Source organism: Alphaproteobacteria bacterium (assembly GCA_019635875.1).
In the GTDB taxonomy this organism is placed as follows: Bacteria; Pseudomonadota; Alphaproteobacteria; order Reyranellales; family Reyranellaceae; genus JAFAZJ01.
Map to the genome: position 1 here is coordinate 243,068 of JAHBYP010000004.1, position 22,282 is coordinate 265,349.

Here is a 22,282-nt window from a genome sequence, read left to right on the forward strand (position 1 = left end):
GGCGATGACGCTGGCGCAGTTCTTCACCCAGCACTGGCTCGGCCAGCTGCTCGTCATCGTCGGGCAGTGCCTGCTGGTGACCGTGCCGCTGCTGGTCGCGGTCGCCTACATGACCTACGCCGACCGCAAGATCTGGGGCATGATCCAGCTGCGGCGCGGTCCCAACGTGGTCGGCCCGTTCGGCCTGCTGCAGCCGCTGGCCGACGGCGCCAAGCTGTTCCTCAAGGAGACCATCATCCCCAGCGGCGCCAGCCGGGTGCTGTTCATCCTGGCGCCGATGATCACCTTCATCACCGCGCTGGTTGCCTGGGCGGTGGTGCCGTTCGACGACGGCTGGGTTATCGCCGATATCAATGTCGGCATCCTCTACCTGTTCGCGATCTCCTCGCTGGGCGTCTACGGCATCATCATCGCCGGCTGGGCGAGCAACTCGAAATACGCCTTCCTGGGCGCGCTGCGCTCGGCGGCGCAAATGGTGTCCTACGAGGTCTCGATCGGCTTCGTGCTGATCACCGTGCTGCTGTGCGCCGGCTCGCTCAACCTCACGACCATCGTGAAGATGCAGGATGGTGGCATCTGGAACTGGTACTTCCTGCCGCTGTTCCCGATGTTCATCATCTTCTTCATCTCGTGCCTGGCCGAGACCAACCGCACGCCGTTCGACCTGCCGATGTCCGAGGCCGAGCTGGTGGCCGGCTTCCACACCGAGTACTCGGCGATGGCCTTCGGCCTGTTCTTCCTCGGCGAGTACGCCAACATGATCCTGCTGTCGGGCATGGGCGCTGTGCTGTTCCTCGGCGGCTGGCATTCGCCGCTGCCGTTCGAGCCCTTCACCTGGATCCCGGGCATCGCCTGGTTCGCGCTCAAGATCGCGTTGCTGCTCTTCGTCTTCTCGTGGACCAAGGGCACGGTGCCGAGGTACCGCTACGACCAGCTCATGCGCCTGGGCTGGAAGGTGTTCCTGCCGTTCTCGCTGGTCTGGGTGGTGTTGACGGCCGCCGTCGTGACCTACGCGCGCGGCAATTGAGGAGTTGGCGATGGGTGTGCTCGACAGGACGGCCCGCGCGCTGCTGCTCGGCGAGATCGCCTCGGGCTTCGCGCTGACCTTGAAGTACATGTTCAAGCCGAAGGTGACGGTCAACTATCCCTTCGAGAAGGGACCGCTCAGTCCGCGCTTCCGCGGCGAGCACGCGCTGCGCCGCTATCCCAACGGCGAGGAGCGCTGCATCGCCTGCAAGCTGTGCGAGGCGATCTGCCCGGCCCAGGCGATCACCATCGAGGCCGAGCCGCGCGCCGACGGCAGCCGGCGCACGACGCGCTACGACATCGACATGACCAAGTGCATCTACTGCGGCTTCTGCCAGGAAGCGTGCCCGGTGGACGCGATCGTCGAGGGACCGAACTTCGAGTTCTCGACCGAGACGCGCGAGGAGCTGATGTACGACAAGGCCAAGCTATTGGCCAACGGCGACCGCTGGGAGGCCGAGATCGCGGCCAACCTGGCCCAGGACGCGCCGTACCGGTGATGGTCATGGTGGGTCCATATCCTTCATTCATCTTCCCCCGGAGGGGGAAGGAGGCGCGCGCAGCGCGACGGATGGAGGATGCCGCAACGCGCTCCGTGTTCGTCTTCGACATCCCCCATCCGCCCTGCGGGCACCTTCCCCCTCCGGGGGAAGGTAAGGCGGCAGCATGATCATCCAGACCATCGCCTTCTACGCCTTCGCCGCCGTGACCGTGGTCTCGGCCTTCATGGTGATCGCCGCGCGCAATCCCGTGCACTCGGTGCTCTACCTGATCCTGGCGTTCTTCAATTCCGCCGCGCTCTTCCTGCTGCTGGGCGCGGAGTTCATCGCGATGATCCTGATCATCGTCTATGTCGGCGCCGTCGCGGTGCTGTTCCTGTTCGTCGTGATGATGCTCGACATCAATCTCGCCGAACTGCGCCAGGGATTCCTGAGATACCTGCCGATCGGCGCCGCCGTCGGCCTGGTGCTGTTTGCAGAGCTGATGCTGGCGCTGGGTGTCTGGGTGGTGTCGCCGACTGCCGCCGGCAGCATCGCCGCCAACCAGGCAGCGCTGGCCAGGACCAGCAACACCGAGGCGATCGGCAAGGTGCTCTACACCGACTATTTCTTCCTCTTCCAGGCGGCCGGCGTCGTGCTCCTGGTGGCGATGATCGGCGCCATCGTGCTCACCCTGCGCCAACGCGCCGGCGTGCGCCGCCAGAAGATCGCCGAGCAGATCGCGCGCACCCGCGACGAGGCGGTCACCGTGGTCAAGGTCCCGGTCGGGGGAGGCATCTGACATGCAGATCGGCCTCGAGCACTACCTCGCCGTCGCGGCGATCCTGTTCACCCTGGGCATCTTCGGCATCTTCCTGAACCGCAAGAACGTCATCGTCATCCTGATGTCGGTCGAGCTGATGCTGCTGGCGGTGAACATCAACCTGGTGGCCTTCTCGGCGCATCTCGGCGACATGACCGGTCAGGTCTTCGCCATGCTGGTGCTGACGGTGGCCGCCGCCGAGGCGGCCATCGGGCTCGCCATCCTCGTCGTCTATTTCCGGAACCGCGGCACCATCGCGGTCGAGGACATCAACCTGATGAAGGGGTAGGGGCCGGTCCCGGTTCCGCGCGCGCGTCATGGATCTCGCCGTCAAGCTCATCGTCTTCCTGCCGCTGCTGGCCGCGTTCATCGCCGGCGTCTTCGGCCGCGCGATCGGCGACCGGGGTGCGCAGGTCGTGACGACCGGCGCGCTGCTGATCGCCGCGGCGCTCTCGTGGTTCGTCTTCTTCAAGATCGGCTTCGGCGAGGCCGGCGGCACGATCCGCATCGCCACCTGGATCTCCTCGGGCACCTTCGAGGTGCTTTGGGCGCTGCGCGCCGACACGCTGACGGCGGTCATGCTGATCGTCGTCACGACAGTGTCGTCGATGGTCCACCTCTACTCGGTCGGCTACATGGCCGAGGACAAGAGCGTGCCGCGCTTCATGGCCTATCTCAGCCTGTTCACCTTCGCCATGCTGATGCTGGTGACGGCGGACAATCTGGTGCAGCTGTTCTTCGGCTGGGAAGGCGTCGGTCTCGCCTCCTACCTGCTGATCGGCTTCTGGTACGACAGGCCCTCGGCCAACGCCGCGGCGATCAAGGCCTTCATCGTCAACCGCGTCGGCGATTTCGGCTTCGCGCTGGGCATTTTCGCCATCTTCATGCTGACCGGCTCGGTTCAGTTCGACGCCATCTTCAAGGCCGCGCCGGAGATCGCCAGGGCCACCTTCCCGTTCCTCGGCGCCGAGGTGCCGGCGCTGACCACGGTCTGCCTGCTGCTCTTCGTCGGCGCCATGGGCAAGTCGGCGCAGCTTGGCCTGCACACCTGGCTGCCGGACGCCATGGAAGGCCCGACGCCGGTCTCCGCGCTGATCCATGCCGCGACCATGGTCACCGCCGGCATCTTCATGGTGGCGCGCTGCTCGCCGCTGTTCGAGTACTCGCAGACCGCGCTCGACGTCGTGACGCTGGTCGGCGCCGGTACCGCGTTCTTCGCCGCCACGGTCGGCCTGACCCAGTTCGACATCAAACGGGTGGTCGCGTACTCGACCTGCAGCCAGCTCGGCTACATGTTCTTCGCGCTCGGCGTCTCGGCCTATCCGGCCGGCATGTTCCACCTGATGACGCACGCCTTCTTCAAGGCGCTGCTGTTCCTCGGCGCCGGCGCGGTGATCCATGCGATGCACCACGAGCAGGACATGCGCCGCATGGGCGGGCTCAAGGACAAGATCCCGCAGACCTACTGGCTGATGTGGATCGGCACCCTGGCACTGGCCGGCATCGGCATCCCGGTGATCGGCGGCCATGGCATCGGATTCGCCGGGTTCTACTCCAAGGACATCATCCTCGAATCGGCGTTCAGCGCCCACACCACGGTCGGCATGATCGCCTTCTGGCTGGGCATCGCCGCCGCGTTCATGACCGCATTCTACTCCTCGCGCCTGATGTTCATGACGTTCCACGGCGCGCCGCGCTGGGCCGATGCGCACGGCCACGGTCATGATGCGCACGGCCATGGCCATGACGGCCATCACGAGCCGCACGAGGCGCCCGGCGTCATGCTGGTGCCGCTCTACGTGCTGGCGCTGGGCGCGGTGATCGCCGGCGGTGTCGCCTACAATATCTTCGTCGGCGACGGGCTCGAGCAGTTCTGGCGTGGCTCGGTGCTGATTCTCAGTGAGCACCACGCTCTGCACGACGCGCACAACGCGCCGCTATGGGTCAAGGTGCTGCCGCTGGTCATGGCGATATCGGGCATCGCGCTGGCGTATCGCTTCTACGTGCAGAAGCCCAGCCTGCCGGCGCAGACGGCGGCGGCGTATCCGTTCCTGTACCGCTTCTCGTTCAACAAGTGGTACTTCGACGAGCTCTACGACTTCCTGTTCGTGAAGCCCTCGATGTGGCTGGGCCGGCAGCTCTGGAAGAAGGGCGATGTCGGCATCATCGACGAGGTCGGGCCCAACGGCCTGGCGCGCGGCGCCACGCGCCTGGCCGGCGTCCTGGGCCGCGCCCAGAGCGGTTATCTCTACCACTACGCGTTCGCCATGCTGATCGGGGTCGCGGTCCTGGTCACCTGGTACATGCTCTCGCGCGGGCAATGACCATGGCAAGCTGGCCCGTCCTTTCGCTCACCACCTTCCTGCCGCTGATCGGCGCGGCGTGGATCCTGCTGTTCACCCGCAACGGCGAGGTCGGCGTCGCCAACGCCAAGCATGCCGCGCTGTGGACGTCGATCGCGACCTTCATCGTCTCGCTGTTCATCTGGTTCGGCTTCGACTCGCGCAATTCGGGCTTCCAGCTGCGCGAGCAGGTCGAGTGGATCCCGGCCTACAACATCGCCTATCACATGGGCGTCGACGGCATCTCGATGCCGTTCGTGCTGCTGTCGACCTTCCTGACGCCGTTGTGCATCCTGGCGAGCTGGCAGGCGATCGAGACCCGCGTGCGCGAGTACATGGTCGCGTTCCTCGTGCTCGAGACCTTCATGGTCGGCATGTTCTGCGCGCTCGACTTCATGGTGTTCTACATCTTCTTCGAGGCCGTGCTGATCCCGATGTTCCTGATCATCGGAATCTGGGGCGGCAAGGACAAGATCTACGCCGCCTTCAAGTTCTTCCTTTACACCCTGGCCGGCTCCGTCTTCATGCTGCTGGCCATCCTGGCGATCTACTTCAAGGCCGGCACCACCGACATCCCGACCATCATCGCCACCCTGAAGCTGCCGCAGGAATGGCAGATCTGGCTGTGGCTGGCCTTCTTCGCCTCCTTCGCCGTGAAGGTGCCGATGTGGCCGGTGCACACCTGGCTGCCCGACGCGCACGTGCAGGCGCCGACGGCGGGCTCGGTGATCCTGGCCGGCGTGCTCCTGAAGATGGGCGCCTACGGCTTCATCCGCTTCTCGATCCCGATGCTGCCGCTGGCCTCGGACTTCTTCACCCCCTTCATCTTCGTGCTGAGCTGCATCGCCGTGGTCTACACCTCGCTGGTGGCGCTGGCGCAGGAGGACATGAAGAAGCTGATCGCCTATTCCTCGGTCGCCCATATGGGCTTCGTCACCATCGGCATCTTCGTGATGAACACGCAGGGCGTGCAGGGCGCGCTGTTCCAGATGCTGAGCCACGGCCTGGTCTCCGGCGCGCTCTTCCTCTGCGTCGGCGTGGTCTACGATCGCCTGCACACGCGCGAGATCGCCCGTTACGGCGGCCTGTCGGACAACATGCCGCGCTACGCGCTGGTCTTCATGTTCTTCACCATGGCCAGCGTCGGTCTGCCGGGCCTGTCGGGCTTCGTCGGCGAGTTCCTGGTGCTGACCGGCGCCTTCAAGGCCAATACCTGGGTGGCGGCCATCGCCTCGCTGGGCGTCATTCTGGGCGCCGCCTATGCGCTGTATCTCTACTGGCGCATCTGCTTCGGCAAGCTGGTCAAGCCGGACGTCAAGGCGATGCTCGACATGAATCCGCGCGAGATCGCCATCTTCGCGCCCATCGTTCTGATGACGATCTGGATGGGCGTCTACCCGCAGACCTTCCTCGAAGTGATGGACGCCTCGGTCGCCAAGCTGGTGGCGGATTACGGCGCGGCGCTCCAGGCGGCGGGTAAGACCGCCATGTTGCGCTAGCCCATGATTCGGTCGATTCGTCCCACCTGTCATCCCGAGCGTAGCGAGGGATCCAGTGGGCATCCTGGATCCCTCGCTACGCTCGGGATGACAGCCGTGCTTCCAACGTCACGGGACATGCGTTAGGGGACCCGCGAGCATGGTCGGACTGGAAAACTGGCAGATCGCCACCCCCGAGATGATCCTGGCGGCAGGCGCCATGGTGCTGCTGATGATCGGCGCCTTTCGCGGCGAGCGGTCGGCCGATCTCGTGGCGTGGCTTTCCATGGCGCTGCTGGTCGGCGCCGCCGCGGCGGTGATCTGGGGTCAGACGGGCACGGCCTTCAACGGCCTGTTCCTCAACACGCCCTTCACCATGGCGATGAAGGCGCTGTCGCTGCTCGGTTCGGCGCTGGCCATCCTGATGTCGGGCAGCTTCATGCGCCGAGAGGGCGCCTGGCGCTTCGAGTTTCCGGTGATCATCGTGCTGGCGACCTTGGGCATGATGATCATGCTGTCGTCGGCCGACCTGATGACGCTCTATGTCGGTCTCGAGATGCAGTCGCTGGCGCTCTATGTCGTGGCCGCGTTCCAGCGCGACAGCGCGCGTTCGACCGAAGCCGGGGTGAAGTATTTCGTGCTGGGCGCCGTGGCGTCCTGCATGATGCTCTACGGTGCTTCGCTGGTGTACGGCTTCGCCGGCACGACCAACTTCGCCGCCATCGCCAAGGTCTTCGCCGTCGGCGCGCCGTCAGTGGGTGCGGTGATCGGGCTGGTGTTCATCCTCGCCGGCCTGGTCTTCAAGGTCTCGGCCGTGCCGTTCCACATGTGGACGCCCGACGTCTACGAGGGCGCGCCGACGCCGGTGACGGCGCTGTTCTCGGTGGCGCCCAAGATCGCCGCGCTCGGCCTGCTGGTCGCCATCGTCATGGGCCCGTTCCGGCCGCTGATGGCGCAGTCCCAGCAGATCCTGATCATGGTCTCGGTCGCCTCGATGGCCTGGGGCGCCTTCGCCGCGATCCGCCAGGAGAACATCAAGCGCCTGATGGCCTACTCCTCGATCGGCAACATGGGCTATGCGCTGCTCGGCCTCGCCGCCGGCACCGAGGAGGGCATCCGCTCGGTGGTGATCTACATGATCATCTACCTGGCGATGAGCGTCGGCACCTTCGCCTGCATCCTCTCGATGCGCCGCGGCGGCATCGCCGTCGAGCGCATCGCCGATCTCGCCGGCCTGTGGCGCAATCATCCCCGCATGGCGCTGGCGCTGCTGTTCTTCATGTTCTCGATGGCCGGCATCCCGCCACTGGCCGGCTTCTTCGGCAAGCTCAACGTCTTCCTCGCCGCCATCAATGCCGGGCTGTACTGGGCCTCGGCACTGGGCGTCGCGGCCTCGGTGGTGGGTGCCTACTACTACCTGCGCATCATCAAGGTGATGTTCCTCGACGATCCGGTGGCGCCGTTCGACAAGGTCGAGACATCGATGGGCTCCGTCATGGCCGTGATGGCGGTGTTCGTCTTCCCGGTCTTCCTGGTCTTCCAGTCGCCCTTCCTGTCTTCCGCGCAGGCCGCGGCGCACGCCTTCTTCGTGCGATGATCCCGGCCGGCTGGTCGGTCGTCACGCTCGACACCGTCGGCAGCACCAACGACGACGCCATGGCGCGGGCCGAGGCCGGCGCGCCCGAGGGAACCGTCGTTCGCGCCCTGCGCCAGGAGGCGGGCAGGGGGCGCCGCGGTCGCGGCTGGGACTCGCCGCCGGGCAACGTCTATTCCTCGACCATCCTGCGTCCGCCCGTGCCGCCGGTCGAAGCGGCGCAGCTCAGCTTCGTCGCCGCGCTGGCCGTCGCTGACATGGCCGAGGCGCAGATCGATCCGGCGCATCGCGTGGCGATCAAGTGGCCCAACGACGTGCTGGTCGACGACGCCAAGATCTCCGGCATCCTGCTGGAATCGGCCATCGGTGAGGGGGGCCTTGTCGGCCATGTCGTGATCGGCGTCGGCATCAACGTCGCCAGCGCACCGCCGGCGACGCGCTATGGCGCGACCCATCTGTCGGCGCTGGGCTCGACGACATCGACCGACACGGTATTCGAGGCCTATGTCGGCGCGCTGGCGCGGCGTTACGGGGAGTGGCGCACAGGCGGTTTCGCCGCCACGCGCACCGCATGGCTGCGCCGCGCCGCCTGGCTGGATCGCGACATCGAGATATCGCTGGGCGAGACGGCGCTTCGTGGCCGATTCGTCGACCTTGACGAGCAGGGGGCGCTGCTGCTGCAAACCGACGGCGGCGGTGTCCGGCGGATCACCGCCGGCGACATCTTCCCGCCCCGCGCCTGATCCGGAGGCCCGCATGCTGCTGGCGATCGATGTCGGCAACACCAACAGCAAGTTCGCGCTGTTCGACGGCGATCGCATCGTCGCGCAGTTCCGGCTGCGCACCGAGGCCAAGCGCACGGCCGACGAGTACGGCGCCTGGCTGACGCAGCTGATGGGCCTGAAGGACATCAATCCGCGAGCGGTCGAGGGCGCGATCATGGCCAGCACGGCGCCGGCGGTGAACCCCAACATCCGTCGGCTGTGCGAAAGCTATTTCGACACCAGGCTGCTCATCGTCGGCGAGCCCGACTGTCACCTCGGCATCCAGGTGCTGATCGACCGGCCGCAGGACGCTGGCCCCGACCGCCTGGTCGGCGTGATAGCCGGCCACACGCGCCATGGCGGGCCGCTGGTCACCGTCGATTTCGGCAGCGCCACGACCTTCGACATCGCCGACAGGGACGGCAATTTCGTCGGCGGCGTGATCTCGCCCGGCGTCGAGTTCACCATCGAGGCCTTCTACCTGATGACCGCGCGCCTGCCGCGCATCCGCGTCGAGAAGCCGGCGAAGGTGATCGGCAGGGCCACCGTGCCGGCCATGCAATCCGGCATCTTCTGGGGCTATGTCGGCCTGATCGAGAGCCTGATCAAGCGCATCAAGACGGAATACGGCGAGCCGATGAAGGTGATCGCCACCGGCGGCCTGGCGCCGGTGTTCGAGAGCGAGGTGCACCTGTTCGACGCCATCGAGCCAGACCTGATGTCGCTGGGCCTGCTCGAGGTCTGGCGCCGCAACCGCAGGGCCTGAAGGTGGGTTATCCGGCGATGACTCGGCGGCGGCTGCATCTTCCTTCTCCCCGCGAAGGCGGGGAGAAGGTGCCGAGCGCCAGCGAGGCGGATGAGGGGCTTCCTCGCGCAACACGAACGCCGGTGCTGTCGAGACTCCGCGAAGCCCCTCATCCGCCCTTCGGGCACCTTCTCCCCGCCTTCGCGGGGAGAAGGAAAGAGGTTCGTCCATGACCCCGAACGACGAGCTCGTCTTCCTGCCGCTGGGCGGAGCCGGCGAGATCGGCATGAACCTCAATCTCTACGGCTGCCGCGGCAAGTGGCTGATGCTCGATCTCGGCGTCACCTTCGCCGACGACGCGGCCGCCGGCCTTGACGTGCTGATGCCCGATCCGACCTTCATCGAGGAACGGCGCGCCGACCTGCTGGGCATCATCATCACTCACGCGCACGAGGATCATCTCGGCGCCGTGCCCGATCTGTGGCCGCGCCTGCGTTGCCCGGTCTACGCCACGCCTTTCGCCGCCTCGGTGCTGCGGCGCAAGCTCGGCGAGGCCGGCATCGAGGGCGAGGTGCCGATCACCGAGGTGCCGCTGGGCGGCAAGCTGTCGCTGCCGCCCTTCGAGCTCGAATTCGTCACCATGACGCACTCCATCCCCGAGCCCAACGCCGTGGCGATCCGCACCCCGTTCGGCACGGTGATGCACACCGGCGACTGGAAGATCGACCCCGAGCCGCTGATCGGCGCGGTCACCGATGAGGCGGCGCTGCGGCGCATCGGCGGCGAGGGCGTGCTGGCGATGGTCTGCGATTCGACCAATGTCTTCGTCGAGGGCGAATCGGGCTCGGAGTCCGACGTGCGCGACGAGCTGGCGGCGTTGATCCGCCGGCGCAGGGCCATGGTCGCGGTGACCTGCTTCGCCTCCAATCTGGCGCGCGTCGAGAGCATCGCGCTGGCCGCCGTGGCGGCCGACCGGCATCCGGTGCTGGTCGGCCGCGCGCTGCATCGCATGGTGGGCGCGGCGAAGGACAATGGCTACCTGCTCGATTTCCCGCCCACGGTGAGCGAGCGCGACGCCGGCTGGCTGCCGCGCGAGAAGGTCTGTCTGATCTGCACCGGCAGCCAGGGCGAGCCGCGCGCGGCGCTGGCGCGGCTGGCGCAGGGCGAGAACCGCGACGTCCAACTGCAGCCCGGCGACAGCGTGATCTTCTCCTCGCGCGTCATCCCGGGCAACGAGAAGGCCATCGGCCGCATCCAGAACCTGCTGGCCCAGCGCGGCGTCGAGATCGTCACCGACCGCGACGCCTCGATCCACGTCTCCGGCCATCCCGCGCGCGACGAGCTGGTGCGGCTCTACCAGTGGGTGCGCCCGCAGGTCGCCGTGCCGGTGCATGGCGAGTACCGCCATCTCGTCGAGCACGCTGCGCTGGCACGCGACACCCAGGTGCCGACGGCGATCGTGGCGCCCAATGGCAGCATGGTGCGCCTGGCGCCGGGCCCTGCGGTGGTGATCGACAACGTGCCGGCCGGCCGGCTGGCGCGCGACGGCACGCGCATCGTGCCGATGGACGGCGAGGGCCTGCGCGAGCGGCGCAAGATGCTGTGGAACGGCGCCGCCGTGGCCACCGTGGTGCTCGACGGTCGGGGTCACCTGGCCGTGCCGGCGACACTCACCGTGCATGGCCTCGACGACGACGCGATCGTCGCCGAGGCGCACGACGCGGCCCTCGAGGCGATCCGCGCCGCCGTGCACGATCTCTCCACCGCCGAGGCGCGCGACGACGAGCAGGTCGCCGAGGCCGCGCGGCGCGCGATCCGCCGCGTCTACAAGGCGCGCTTCGACAAGAAGCCGGTCACCGACGTGCATGTCGTGCGCTTGCCGGCGGCCGCGGCATGAGCTGGGTCACCTACATCCTGGTCTTCGCCGTCATCTGGTGGACGGTGATCTTCGCCGTGCTGCCGCTGGGCGTGCGCCGCGTCGAGGATCCGACGCCCGGCGTCGATCGCGGCGCGCCGGAGAAGCCCCAGTTGCGGCGCAAGGCGCTGATCTGCACGGCGATCACGGCGGTGCTGTGGTGCGTCTGGTACGTCGTCTGGGTCGTCGACGTCTTCGGACTGCGAAAGTAGAAACGGCAAACCCCGAGGGTTTGCCGTTCACCTTGACCAGTTTTTGGATCCCCGATGCGCTTCTTTGGCGCACTCGTCCGCCAGTGACGGATTTTCCTCCCTAGAAACTCGGGCTGGGGCGCACCCCGGTCTTTCCCGACGCAGGTTACGTAGCCGAGATTTCGCGGCGCGGCTAGGACTAATTCTTGCGAGTGGGCACTTGTTTTTGGAACGGCGCCCACGCCTCCCGATCGTCAGCAGACATACAATTGCCGTGAGTTTTCTGTGGTCAGCCGATCACCGCGAATTTCAGGACGAACAGCGCCGCCAGGATCGCCACCGCCGGATGAATTTCCTTCCAGCGCCAGGCGGCGAGCTTGACCGCGGCGTAGGTGATGAATCCGAAGGCAATGCCTTCGGCGATCGAGAAGGTGAAGGGCATGGCGAGCGCCGTCACCATCGCCGGCGCCGCCTCGGTGACGTCGTTCCATTCGATCTCGGTCAGCCCGCGCGCCATCAGGCAAGCGACATAGAACAGCGCCGGCGCGGTCGCCCAGGGCGGCACCGAGCCGGCGAGCGGCGCGAAGAACAGCGCCGCCAGGAACAGGATGCCGACCACGACCGCAGTCAGACCGGTGCGGCCGCCGGCGTTGATGCCCGAGGCGCTCTCGATGTAGCTGGTGGTAGTCGAGGTGCCGATCGCCGCGCCGGCCATGGCGGCGCTCGAATCGGCGACCAGCGCGTTGCGCAGGCGGGGCACCTTGCCGTCCTTGTCCATGAAGCCGCCGCGATGCGCCAGCGCGATCAGCGTGCCGGTGTTGTCGAACAGGTCGACGAACAGGAAGGCGAACACCACGGTCACCAGCCCGACGTTGAACGCGCCGGCAAGATCCATCTGCAGGAAAACCGGCGCCGGGCTGGGTGGCGTGCCGACAATGCCGCCGAATGTGCTCGCCCCCAGGGCGATCGAGGCGCCGGTCACCGCCAGCACGCCGATGATCACCGCGCCGGGGATCTTGAACTGGTCGAGCGCGATGATCAGCACGAAGCCGAGCGCCGCCAGCAGCACCGGCCAGCTCTTGAGGTCGCCGGCGCCGATCAGGGTGGCGGGATGGTCGACGACGATCTTGGCGCTCTGCAGTGCGATCAGCGCCAGGAACAGGCCGATGCCGGCGGCGATCGCCATCTTCAGTGATTTGGGGATCGCGTTGACGATCCACTCCCGCACCGGCAGCACGCTCAGGATGAAGAACAGGATGCCCGACAGGAACACGCAGCCCAGCGCCACCTGCCAGCTGTGGCCCATGCCGCCGACCACGCCGAAGGCGAAATAGGCGTTGAGCCCCATGCCGGGCGCCAGCGCGATCGGGTAATTGGCGAGAAAGCCCATCAGCGCGCAGCCAACGGCTGCGGCGATGCAGGTGCTGGCGAACACCGCGTCGCGCGGCATGCCGGCCTTGGACAGGATGTCGGGGTTGACGAAGATGATGTAGGCCATGGTCAGGAACGTGGTGATCCCGGCCAGCACCTCGGTCCTGACGTTCGTCCTGTTCTCGTTGAGCTTGAAGATCGAATCGAGCACGGATTCCCCCCAGATCGTCGAACGGGGCCCATTGTGGGCCACGTGGCCGGGGCGCGGCCAGCGCGGTTTGCCATGACGCGCCGGTCCGCCTAAATTCGCGCGCAATCGAACGGCATTGGACCCCTCCCGACATGCGCCTCAGCCAATATTTCCTGCCGACCCTCAAGGAGACGCCCGCCGAGGCGCAGATCGTCTCGCATCGCCTGATGCTGCGCGCCGGGCTGGTGCGCCAGATGAGCGCCGGCATCTACGCCTGGCTGCCGCTGGGCTACCGCGTGCTGCGCAAAATCGAGCAGATCGTGCGCGAGGAGCAGGACGCATCGGGCGCGCAGGAAGTGCTGATGCCGACCATCCAGTCGGCCGATCTGTGGCGCCAGAGCGGGCGCTACGACGCCTACGGCCCGGAGATGCTGCGCTTCGTCGATCGCCACGAGCGCGAGATGCTCTACGGCCCGACCAACGAGGAGGTGATCACCGTCATCTTCCGCGACGCGGTGAGGAGCTATCGCGACCTGCCGCGCAACCTCTATCACATCCAGTGGAAGTTCCGCGACGAGGTGCGGCCGCGCTTCGGCGTCATGCGCGGGCGCGAATTCCTGATGAAGGACAACTACTCCTTCGATCTCGACAAGGCAGGCGCCATCCGCTCCTACAACAAGATGTTCGTGGCTTATCTGCGCACCTTCGCACGCATGGGCCTGAAGGCGATCCCGATGCGCGCCGACACCGGCCCGATCGGCGGCGATCTCAGCCACGAGTTCATCATCCTCGCCGACACCGGCGAGAGCGCGGTGTTCTGCGACAAGGGGCTGGTCGACAAGGATATCCTGGGCCGCACGGTGGATTTCGAGGGCGACCTGCAGCCCACGGTCAACGAATGGACGTCGCTCTACGCCGCCACCGACGAGATGCACGACCAGGCGCGCTTCGAGGCGGAGGTGCCCGCGGATCGCCGCGTCTCGGCGCGCGGCATCGAGGTCGGCCACATCTTCTATTTCGGCACCAATTACTCGAAGCCGCTCAATGCCGTGGTCGCCGGCCCGAACGGCGAGAACATCACCGTCGAGATGGGCTCCTACGGCATCGGCGTGTCCCGGCTGATGGGTGCCATCATCGAGGCCAGCCACGACGCCAACGGCATCATCTGGCCCGACGCGGTGGCGCCGTTCAAGGTCGGCCTGGTCAACCTCAAGCCCGACGACGGCGCGGTCTCCGGCGCCTGCCGGACGCTCTACGACCGGCTGCGCGCGGCGGGCGTGGACACGCTGCACGACGATCGCGACCTGCGTCCCGGCACCAAGTTCGCCGACATGGACCTGATCGGCCTGCCCTGGCAGGTGATCGTCGGCCCCAAGGGCGTCGCCGCCGGCAAGGTGGAGGTCAAGAACCGCAGGACCGGCCAGCGCGAGGAGATGGCGCCGGAGGCCCTGCTGACGCGTTTCGGCGCCTGATCGCACGGGCGGTCAACGAAGGGGACGAGCATGCGCGCATTGCTTCGCTACACCGTCCTGCTGCTTGCCTGTCTTGGCCTTGCCCTGCAGGCCGGTGCCGCGCGGGCCGAATACCTCGTGATGGAGGTCGGGCTGCAGTTTCCCGATCGGCTCGGATCGGTGCCATTGTGGAAGGGCGAGCGCTACCCGCGGGCGGGGCTCGGCCATGGCATCGAGTATCGCGCTCCGGGATTCGCCGGATCGGTCTACGTCTATGATGCCGGCAACCCGAACATTCCGAACGGTACGGACAATGAGACCGTGCGCACGCAATTCAGCCGGGCGCGCAACGAGATCGTCGCGTACCAGCGCCACATCAAGCAGCCCGAGCCGCAGCCCCTGTCCGAGCAACCGATCCGGGCCAGTTCCGTCGAGTTTCTCGCCGCAAGCTACCGCGTCGTGCGCGGTGATGTGGAAACCGTCAGCCTCGTCGCCATGACGGGATACCGGCGTCATTTCATCAAGATCCGGGTCAGCGTGCCGGCCGCCAGCGGCGCCGCGGGCGCCAGGCAGATGGAGGAGTTCGTCCAGAACGTCGCGCGCATGCTGGCCGACGCGGGCGCGCGGTAGGTTGCATGGCGTTCGCCGCTGTAGAGAGGCTGATCGCGCTGCGCTATCTGCGCGCGCGCCGTGACGAGGGATTCCTGTCGATCATCGCCGGCTTCTCGCTGGGCGGCATCGCGCTGGGCGTCGGCACGCTGATCGTGGTGATGGCCGTGATGAACGGCTTTCGCGTCGAGCTTCTGAACCAGATCACCTCGGTCAACGGCCACCTGGCGATCAGCGCCGGCCGCGAGCCGATCACCGACTTCGCGGCGATCGAGGCCAAGGTCAAGGCCATCCCCGGCATCGCCGGCCTGTCGCCGGTGCTGGAGGGCCAGGCGATCGTCGCCGCCGGCGAGCAGGTGCGCGGCATCATGCTGCGCGGCATGCGGCCCGAGGACCTGATGCTGCGCAAGCCGATCGCCGATTCGGTTTCGGGCACCGGCTCGGCCGCGCCGCAGCGCGGCGTCTGCCGGGTCGCGGCGGCCGCGGCGCCCGGCACCGCGTCAAAGGGCAGGGGCGAGCTGTCGAGCCTGTCGCGCGGTCGTTTCGTGGCCATCGGCGCGCGGCTCGCCGAGGTGCTGGGCGTGTCGGTGGGCGAGGTCGTGACCATCGTCTCGCCCAACAGCGTCGACACGCCGCTCGGCCGTCTGCCGCGCACGCGGCGCTTCGAGGTCGGCGCGATCTTCGAGGTCGGCATGTTCGACTACGACACCAACTTCGTCTACGCCTCGATCGACAACGCGCGCGACTTCTTCGAGACGCCCGGCCGAACCAGCCTGATCGAGGTCTTCGCCACGGATCCCGGCGCCTACAACGCGCTGATTCCGCAGGTCAACGCCGCGCTCGACCACAAGTACTTCGCCTTCAACTGGATCGAGGCAAACTCCTCGTTCTTCGCCACCATCGCGCAGCAGACCAACGTGATGTTCCTGGTGCTGACGCTGATCGTGCTGGTCGCCGCCTTCAACATCGTCTCCAGCCTGATGATGCTGGTGCGCACCAAGGGGCCCGATATCGCCATCCTGCGCACCATCGGCGCCGGGCGCGGCGCCATCCTGCGCGTGTTCTTCATGGATGGCATGGGGCTGGGCCTGGCCGGCACGGCGCTCGGCGTCGGGCTGGGCGTGGCCTTCGCCGACAACATCGAGGCCATCCGCCAGTGGCTGCAATGCTCGCTCGGCCTGACCCTGTTCGATCCGCAGCTCTACCAGCTCACCGAGCTGCCGGCGCGCATCGCCTGGGACGAGATCGCCGGCATCGCGGCGATGGCGCTGCTGTTCTCGTTCCTCGCCACCATCTACCCGGCCTGGGTGGCGACCAGGCTCGATCCGATCGAGGGCCTGCGCCGTGGGTAGGGGGGTCTTCTTTCCTTCTCCCCGCGAAGGCGGGGAGAAGGTGCCGAGCGCCAGCGAGGCGGATGAGGGGCTTCGCGACCTCTCAACGGCTACCGCTATCGTTCGACGGCCGCGAAGCCCCTCATCCGCCCTTCGGGCACCTTCTCCCCGCCTTCGCGGGGAGAAGGGAGAGACGTCATGAGCCTCTTCCCCACCTCCACCGAGCGCACCATCGCCTGGCGCTTCCTGCGCAGCCGCGAGCGCGAGGGCTTCATCTCCTTCATCGCCTGGTTCGCGCTGATTGGCGTGGCGCTGGGCGTCGCCACCCTGATCGTCGTGCTGAGCGTGATGAACGGCTTCAGGGGCGACATCTTCGGACGCATCATCGGCATGAACGGCCATATCAGGGCGTCGTCGGCCAAGGGCCTGCTGAGCGACTACGAGGACCTGGCGCGGCAGATCGCGACCGTGCCCTTCGTGCGCTCGGTGACGCCGATCATCGAGCGCCAGGCCGTGGTCAGCGGCGGCGGCCTCACGAGAGGCGTGCAGCTGCGCGGCATGCGCGTCGAGGATGCGCTGCAGCGCTCGATCATCCGCCAGGGCATCGTCGGCGGCGATCCGCAGCTCTTCGAGACCGAGGCCGGCGTGATCATGGGCGAACGCCTGCGCCAGGCGCTGGGCCTGTCCTACGGCACGACGTTCACCGTCATCACCTATTCGCGCAACGAGAACGGCACGCTGACGGCGCGCGACGTCACCTACAAGGTGCTGGCGAGCTTCCTGGTCAAGCGCTGGGAGTTCGACCTGACCCTGGCGATCGTGCCGCTCGACCTGATCCAGGATGACTTCAACATCCCCCGGAATGCCGTGACCTCGATCGAGATCGAGGTCATCGATCACCAGAAGCACCTCGCCGCGGTGCTCAAGGGCCTCGAGGATCTCGGGAAGCGCACCGGGCGCGACGAGCTGCGCTTCGCCGACTGGCGCTCGCTCAATTCCCGCCTGGTCGGCGCGCTCGAGGTCGAGCGCGTGCTGATGTTCATCATCCTCAGCCTGATCGTGCTGGTGGCCTCGATGAACGTGGTGGCGAGCTTCACCATGCTGGTGCGCACCAAGACGCCGGGCATCGCCATCCTGCGCACCATGGGCGCCACCAGCGGCGGCGTGGTGCGCATCTTCTTCCTGGCCAGCGCCAGCGTCGGCACCATCGGCACCATCCTGGGCGGCGCGCTCGGCCTGCTGGTCTGCGCCAACATGCCGGCGGTCACCGCCGTGCTGAGCTGGGCGACCGGCGGCATGGACGGCGGTGGCTCGACCTGGGTGGCCAACCTGCCGGTGCGGGTCGACTACTGGGAGGTCGCCAGCGTGCTGCTGATCGCGCTCGGCCTGTCGCTGGTGGCGGCGATGTATCCCGCCTGGCGCGCCGGCCGGCTCGAACCCGTGGAGGCGTTGCGCCATGAATGACACGACGACGCCGAAGAGCGCCCCGCCGGCGCTGGCGCTGGTCGATATCAGGCGCACCTTCCGCCAGGGCGATCGCGCGCTCGAGGTGCTGCGCGGCGCCAACCTCGAGCTGCGACCGGGCGAGATCGTCGCCCTGGTCGGACCCTCGGGCGCCGGCAAGTCGACCCTGCTGCACATCGCCGGCCTGCTCGAGAAGCCGGATGCCGGCAAGGTGCTGCTCGAGGGCAAGACGGCCGGCGACCTCGGCGACGCCCACCGCACGGCGCTGCGCGGCCGCTATCTCGGATTCGTCTACCAGTATCACCACCTGCTGCCAGAGTTCTCCGCGCTGGAGAACGTGATGATCCCGCAGATGCTCAAGGGGCTGAACCGCCGGGAGGCGCGCAAGCGCGCGCATGAGCTGCTGGCGATGGTCGGGCTGGCCGAGCGCGAGAGCCATCGCCCGGCCAAGCTCTCGGGCGGCGAGCAGCAACGCGTCGCCATCGCCCGCGCCGTCGCCAACGGCCCGCGCGTGCTGCTGGCCGACGAGCCCACCGGCAACCTCGACCTGACCACGGCGGACTCGGTCTTCCGCCAGTTGCTGGCCCTGGTGCGCCAGACCGGCCTGGCGGCCCTGATCGCCACCCACAACCCCGATCTGGCAGCGCGCATGGACCGCATCGTCACCCTGCGCGAGGGCGTGCTGGTTTGATGCCTTCCTTCTCCCCGCGAAGGCGGGGAGAAGGTGCCGAGCGCCAGCGAGGCGGATGAGGGGCTTCCTCGCGCAACAACAGCGGCCTGTGGTGTTGAACCACCGCGAAGCCCCTCATCCGCCCTTCGGGCACCTTCTCCCCGCCAGCGCGGGGAGAAGGAAGACTGCTGGCGATCCACAGGCCGCTGCCGCGATAATCACGAGAGAACGAGAACGCGAGGATCGCGCCGTTGAGTTATGCCCCCTTCGTGCACCTCCGGGTGCGCTCCGCCTATTCGCTGGCCGAAGGCGCCATCCGCGTCGAGGAGCTGGCGTCGCTGGCCAAGTCGATGCAGATGCCGGCCGTCGCCGTCACCGACCGCGACAACCTGTTCGGCGCGCTGGAGTTCTCGGGCTACTGCGCCAAGTCGGGCGTGCAGCCGATCATCGGCGCCGACCTTGCGATCCGTCGCGAGGAGGAAGCCCAGGGCTTCGCCGGCGGCGGGACCAGGGCGGTGCAGGCCGACTGGCTCTGTCTGCTGGTGCAGAACGAGACCGGCTACCTCAACCTGCTGCACCTTGTCAGCGAGGCGCATCTGCACCACAAGACCGGCGCCATGGCGGCGCTGCCGATGGCCGAGCTCGAGGGCCGCACCGAGGGGCTGATCGCGCTCACCGGCGGCGCCGGCGGTGCGCTGGGCCGGCTGCTGGGTGACGGGCAGGGGGTGGCTGCGACGGCGCTGGTCGAGCGGCTGAAGCGGCTCTTCCCCGGCCGGCTCTACATCGAGCTGCAGCGCCATGGCGAGGCATTGCAGAAGCGGGTCGAGCCGCTGCTGCTCGACCTCGCCTATGCCCACGACCTGCCGCTGGTCGCCACCAACGACGCGCATTTCGGCAAGGCAGCGATGTTCGACGCCCACGACGCGCTGATGTGCGTCGCCCAGGGCGCGCATGTCGAGGACGCCGATCGCCGGCGCCTGACGCCCGAGCACTACTTCAAGTCGGCCGAGCAGATGCGCGCGGTTTTCGCCGACCTGCCGGAAGCCTGCGACAACACCCTGGTGATTGCGCAGCGCTGCGCCTACATGCCCGAGCCGCGCAAGCCGATCCTGCCGCGTTACACCAAGCTCAAGGGCCGCGCCGACCGGGAGGCGCTCAAGGAAATGGCCGAGCAGGGGCTGGCCGCGCTGCAGGCGGGCGGCCGCCTGTCGCCCGACATCGAATTCGCGCGCTACCAGGAGCGGCTGACCTACGAGCTCGACATGATCGAGCAGATGGGCTTCTCCGGCTACTTCCTGATCGTCGCCGACTTCATCCAGTGGGCCAAGGACAACGGCATCCCGGTGGGTCCCGGCCGCGGCTCGGGCGCCGGCTCGCTGGTCGCCTGGTCGCTGAAGATCACCGACCTCGACCCGCTGCGCTGGGGCCTGCTGTTCGAGCGCTTCCTCAATCCGGAACGCGTGTCGATGCCGGATTTCGACATCGATTTCTGCCAGGACAAGCGCGACCGCGTGATCCGCTACGTGCGCGAGGAGTACGGCCGCGACCGCGTCGCCGCGATCATCACCTTCGGCAAGCTGCAGGCGCGCGCCGTGCTGCGCGACGTCGGCCGCGTGCTGGCGATGCCCTACGGGCAGGTCGATCGCATCTGCAAGCTGGTGCCGAACAATCCGGCCAAGCCGGTGACGCTCGCTCAGGCGCTGGGCTCGGAGCAGTTGCTCAAGCAGCAATACGACGAGGATCCCGACATCAAGCGCCTGGTCGACCTGGCGCTGCAGCTCGAGGGGCTCTACCGCAACGCCTCGACGCACGCCGCCGGCGTTGTGATCGGCGACCGGCCGCTCGAGGAGCTGGTGCCGCTCTATCGCGACAGCGACGACCAGGATCAGTTGCCGGCAACCCAGTTCAACATGAAATGGGTCGAGACTGCGGGGCTGGTGAAGTTCGACTTCCTCGGTCTCAAGACGCTCACCGTGATCGAGAAGGCCTGCGAGCTGGTCGGCCGCGAGAGGATCGACATCGGCAAGATCCCGCTCGACGATGCGCCCACCTTCCGGATGCTGGCGCGGGGCGATGCCTACGGCGTCTTCCAGATGGAAGGCAGCGGCATGCGCGACATCCTGAGCAAGCTGAAGCCCAACCGCTTCGAGGACCTGATCGCCCTGGTGGCGCTCTATCGCCCCGGCCCGATGGACGACATCCCGACCTATATCAGCGTCAAGAACGGCAAGGAGGCGCCCGACTACCTGCACCCCTCGCTCAAGGGCATCCTGGAGGAGACCTACGGCGTCATGGTCTACCAGGAGCAGGTCATGCAGATCGCCCAGGTGCTCAGCGGCTATTCGCTGGGCGGCGCCGACCTGCTGCGCCGCGCCATGGGCAAGAAGATCCAGTCGGAGATGGACGCGCAGCGCGCCGCCTTCATCGAGGGCGCGCGCAAGAACGACGTCGAGGCGGCGCGCGCCTCGCTGATCTTCGACAAGGTGGCGAAATTCGCCGGCTACGGCTTCAACAAATGCCACTCCGCGCCCTACGCGCTGGTGGCCTACCAGACGGCCTATCTCAAGGCCAACCATCCGGTGGAGTTCTATGCCGCGTCGATGACGCTGGACATGGGCAACACCGACAAGCTCGGCAATTTCCGCCGCGAGATCGAGCGCCAGCAGATCCCGCTGCTGCCGCCCGACGTCAACCGCTCGATGGGCGACTTCGCCGTCGAGACGACGGCTGACGACCGCAAGGGCGTGCGCTACGCGCTCGCGGCGATCAAGGGCGTCGGCCGCGAGGCAATGGCCCGTCTGGTCGAGGAGCGCGCGCAGAACGGGCCGTACCAGGACCTGTTCGACTTCGCCGAGCGGCTCGATCAGCGGGTGTTGAACAAGCGGCTGCTGGAGAGCCTGGTGAAAGCCGGCGTCTTCGACTCGCTGAACGCCAACCGGGCGCAGACCTTCGCGATGATCGAGCCGCTGATCCGTCACTCGCAGGCCACGCACGAGGCGCGTGGCAGCAGCCAGGACAGCCTGTTCGGCGACGACACGAAGCAGCGCCGGCCGCCGCTGCCGAAGCTGCCGGACTGGCCGGCGATGGAGCGGCTGCAGAACGAGTTCGGCGCCATCGGCTTCTACCTGTCGTCGCACCCGCTGGCCGCCTATGCGCGCAGCCTGGCGCGGCTGGGCGTGAGCCGCGCCGCCGACCTGCCGGCGATGCTGGCGCGCGGCACGGCGGGACGGATCAAGCTCGCCGGCACGGTCATCGACCGCCAGGAGCGCACCTCGGCCAAGGGCAACCGCTTCGCCTTCGTGCAGTGCTCCGACCAGTCCGGCGCCTTCGAGCTCACCGTGTTCAGCGAGCTGCTCGGCAGCAAGCGCCCGCTGCTCGAGCCCGGCACGGCGGTGCTGGTGTCGGTCGACGGCAGGCTCGACGGCGAGCAGGTCAAGCTGACGGCGCAGTCGGTCGAGAAGCTCGACGAGGCCGTCGCCCACGCCGCCGCCGGCCTGCGCATCACGCTCAACGATCCGGTGGCGCTCGGCCGGCTGAAGGAGATCATCGGCAAGCCCGGTGGCCGCGGGCTGGTGCGCCTGCTGATGTCGCTCGACGCCGGTACTGAGGTCGAGGTGGCGCTGCCCGGCGGCTACACCATTGCCTCCGGCATCCGCGACCAGATCGCCCGCACCACGGGCGTCGAGCACGTGGAGGAGGTGTGAGCGCTTTTTCCTTCCCTTCCCCCGGAGGGGGAAGGTGCCCGAAGGGCGGAAGGGGGATGTCGAAGCCGGACACCTCCTTCGTTGAGGCATCCCCCATCCGGCGCTTCGCGCCACCTTCCCCTCCGGGGGAAGGTA

General features: G+C 67.6%; 18 protein-coding genes. 17 read left to right on the top strand and 1 reads right to left on the bottom strand.

All coding sequences use genetic code 11. From position 1 onward, the window contains the following. Window positions 1–4 precede the first annotated feature (4 nt). The 11 genes from nuoH (at window position 5) to KF889_15990 (ending at window position 11,378) form a co-directional block, all read left to right on the top strand. A complete protein-coding gene (nuoH, locus tag KF889_15940; protein MBX3500930.1) occupies window positions 5–1,027 on the top strand; it encodes an NADH-quinone oxidoreductase subunit NuoH in 1,023 nt (340 codons plus the stop codon). 10 nt (window positions 1,028–1,037) lie between these two features. After that, the gene (gene nuoI, locus KF889_15945; GenBank protein MBX3500931.1) at window positions 1,038–1,526 is read left to right on the top strand and encodes an NADH-quinone oxidoreductase subunit NuoI; all 489 of its coding nucleotides are present in this window, start codon (window positions 1,038–1,040) and stop codon (window positions 1,524–1,526) included. Between the two features lie 166 nt (window positions 1,527–1,692). Next, window positions 1,693–2,307: an NADH-quinone oxidoreductase subunit J gene (locus tag KF889_15950; protein ID MBX3500932.1), complete on the top strand. Its 615-nt coding sequence runs from the start codon at window positions 1,693–1,695 to the stop codon at window positions 2,305–2,307. Window position 2,308: 1 nt separating this feature from the next. Then, window positions 2,309–2,617: an NADH-quinone oxidoreductase subunit NuoK gene (nuoK, locus tag KF889_15955; protein ID MBX3500933.1), complete on the top strand. Its 309-nt coding sequence runs from the start codon at window positions 2,309–2,311 to the stop codon at window positions 2,615–2,617. A gap of 28 nt (window positions 2,618–2,645) precedes the next feature. Beyond that, the gene (gene nuoL, locus KF889_15960; protein ID MBX3500934.1) at window positions 2,646–4,652 is read left to right on the top strand and encodes an NADH-quinone oxidoreductase subunit L; all 2,007 of its coding nucleotides are present in this window, start codon (window positions 2,646–2,648) and stop codon (window positions 4,650–4,652) included. Window positions 4,653–4,654: 2 nt separating this feature from the next. Continuing rightward, window positions 4,655–6,169 carry an NADH-quinone oxidoreductase subunit M gene (locus KF889_15965; protein ID MBX3500935.1) on the top strand — a complete coding sequence of 505 codons (1,515 nt, stop codon included), beginning with the start codon at window positions 4,655–4,657 and terminating at the stop codon, window positions 6,167–6,169. Between the two features lie 139 nt (window positions 6,170–6,308). After that, entirely contained in the window at window positions 6,309–7,745 is a 1,437-nt protein-coding gene (gene nuoN, locus KF889_15970; GenBank protein ID MBX3500936.1) for an NADH-quinone oxidoreductase subunit NuoN, read from the top strand. Beyond that, window positions 7,742–8,485 carry a biotin--[acetyl-CoA-carboxylase] ligase gene (locus tag KF889_15975; GenBank protein ID MBX3500937.1) on the top strand — a complete coding sequence of 248 codons (744 nt, stop codon included), beginning with the start codon at window positions 7,742–7,744 and terminating at the stop codon, window positions 8,483–8,485. Before nuoN ends, KF889_15975 begins: the two co-directional genes overlap by 4 nt. 13 nt (window positions 8,486–8,498) lie before the next feature. Continuing rightward, complete coding sequence (locus KF889_15980) at window positions 8,499–9,272, top strand: type III pantothenate kinase (protein MBX3500938.1); 774 nt, start codon at window positions 8,499–8,501, stop codon at window positions 9,270–9,272. A gap of 208 nt (window positions 9,273–9,480) precedes the next feature. Next, the gene (locus tag KF889_15985; protein MBX3500939.1) at window positions 9,481–11,148 is read left to right on the top strand and encodes a ribonuclease J; all 1,668 of its coding nucleotides are present in this window, start codon (window positions 9,481–9,483) and stop codon (window positions 11,146–11,148) included. After that, entirely contained in the window at window positions 11,145–11,378 is a 234-nt protein-coding gene (locus KF889_15990) for a DUF1467 family protein (GenBank protein ID MBX3500940.1), read from the top strand. Before KF889_15985 ends, KF889_15990 begins: the two co-directional genes overlap by 4 nt. 268 nt (window positions 11,379–11,646) lie before the next feature. On the opposite strand, the gene KF889_15995 is transcribed toward KF889_15990, so the two are convergent. Further along, window positions 11,647–12,939 (bottom strand): NCS2 family permease, encoded by a 1,293-nt coding sequence (locus tag KF889_15995; GenBank protein MBX3500941.1) that lies wholly within the window; start codon window positions 12,937–12,939, stop codon window positions 11,647–11,649. 131 nt (window positions 12,940–13,070) lie between these two features. Between KF889_15995 and KF889_16000 the strand changes: the two genes are divergently transcribed. The 6 genes from KF889_16000 to dnaE all read left to right on the top strand — a co-directional run bounded on the left by KF889_16000 (window position 13,071) and on the right by dnaE (window position 22,147). Then, entirely contained in the window at window positions 13,071–14,390 is a 1,320-nt protein-coding gene (locus tag KF889_16000; GenBank protein MBX3500942.1) for a proline--tRNA ligase, read from the top strand. A gap of 30 nt (window positions 14,391–14,420) precedes the next feature. Further along, window positions 14,421–14,999 carry a hypothetical protein gene (locus KF889_16005; GenBank protein ID MBX3500943.1) on the top strand — a complete coding sequence of 193 codons (579 nt, stop codon included), beginning with the start codon at window positions 14,421–14,423 and terminating at the stop codon, window positions 14,997–14,999. A gap of 5 nt (window positions 15,000–15,004) precedes the next feature. Continuing rightward, the gene (locus KF889_16010; protein ID MBX3500944.1) at window positions 15,005–16,330 is read left to right on the top strand and encodes a lipoprotein-releasing ABC transporter permease subunit; all 1,326 of its coding nucleotides are present in this window, start codon (window positions 15,005–15,007) and stop codon (window positions 16,328–16,330) included. A 177-nt stretch (window positions 16,331–16,507) separates the two neighbouring features. After that, on the top strand, window positions 16,508–17,773 hold the full coding sequence (locus KF889_16015) for an ABC transporter permease (GenBank protein MBX3500945.1): 1,266 nt from the start codon (window positions 16,508–16,510) through the stop codon (window positions 17,771–17,773). Continuing rightward, window positions 17,766–18,464 (top strand): ABC transporter ATP-binding protein, encoded by a 699-nt coding sequence (locus KF889_16020; GenBank protein ID MBX3500946.1) that lies wholly within the window; start codon window positions 17,766–17,768, stop codon window positions 18,462–18,464. The genes KF889_16015 and KF889_16020 overlap by 8 nt, the downstream gene beginning before the upstream one ends. Window positions 18,465–18,694: 230 nt before the next feature. Beyond that, complete coding sequence (gene dnaE, locus KF889_16025) at window positions 18,695–22,147, top strand: DNA polymerase III subunit alpha (protein MBX3500947.1); 3,453 nt, start codon at window positions 18,695–18,697, stop codon at window positions 22,145–22,147. The last annotated feature ends 135 nt before the right edge of the window (window positions 22,148–22,282 follow it).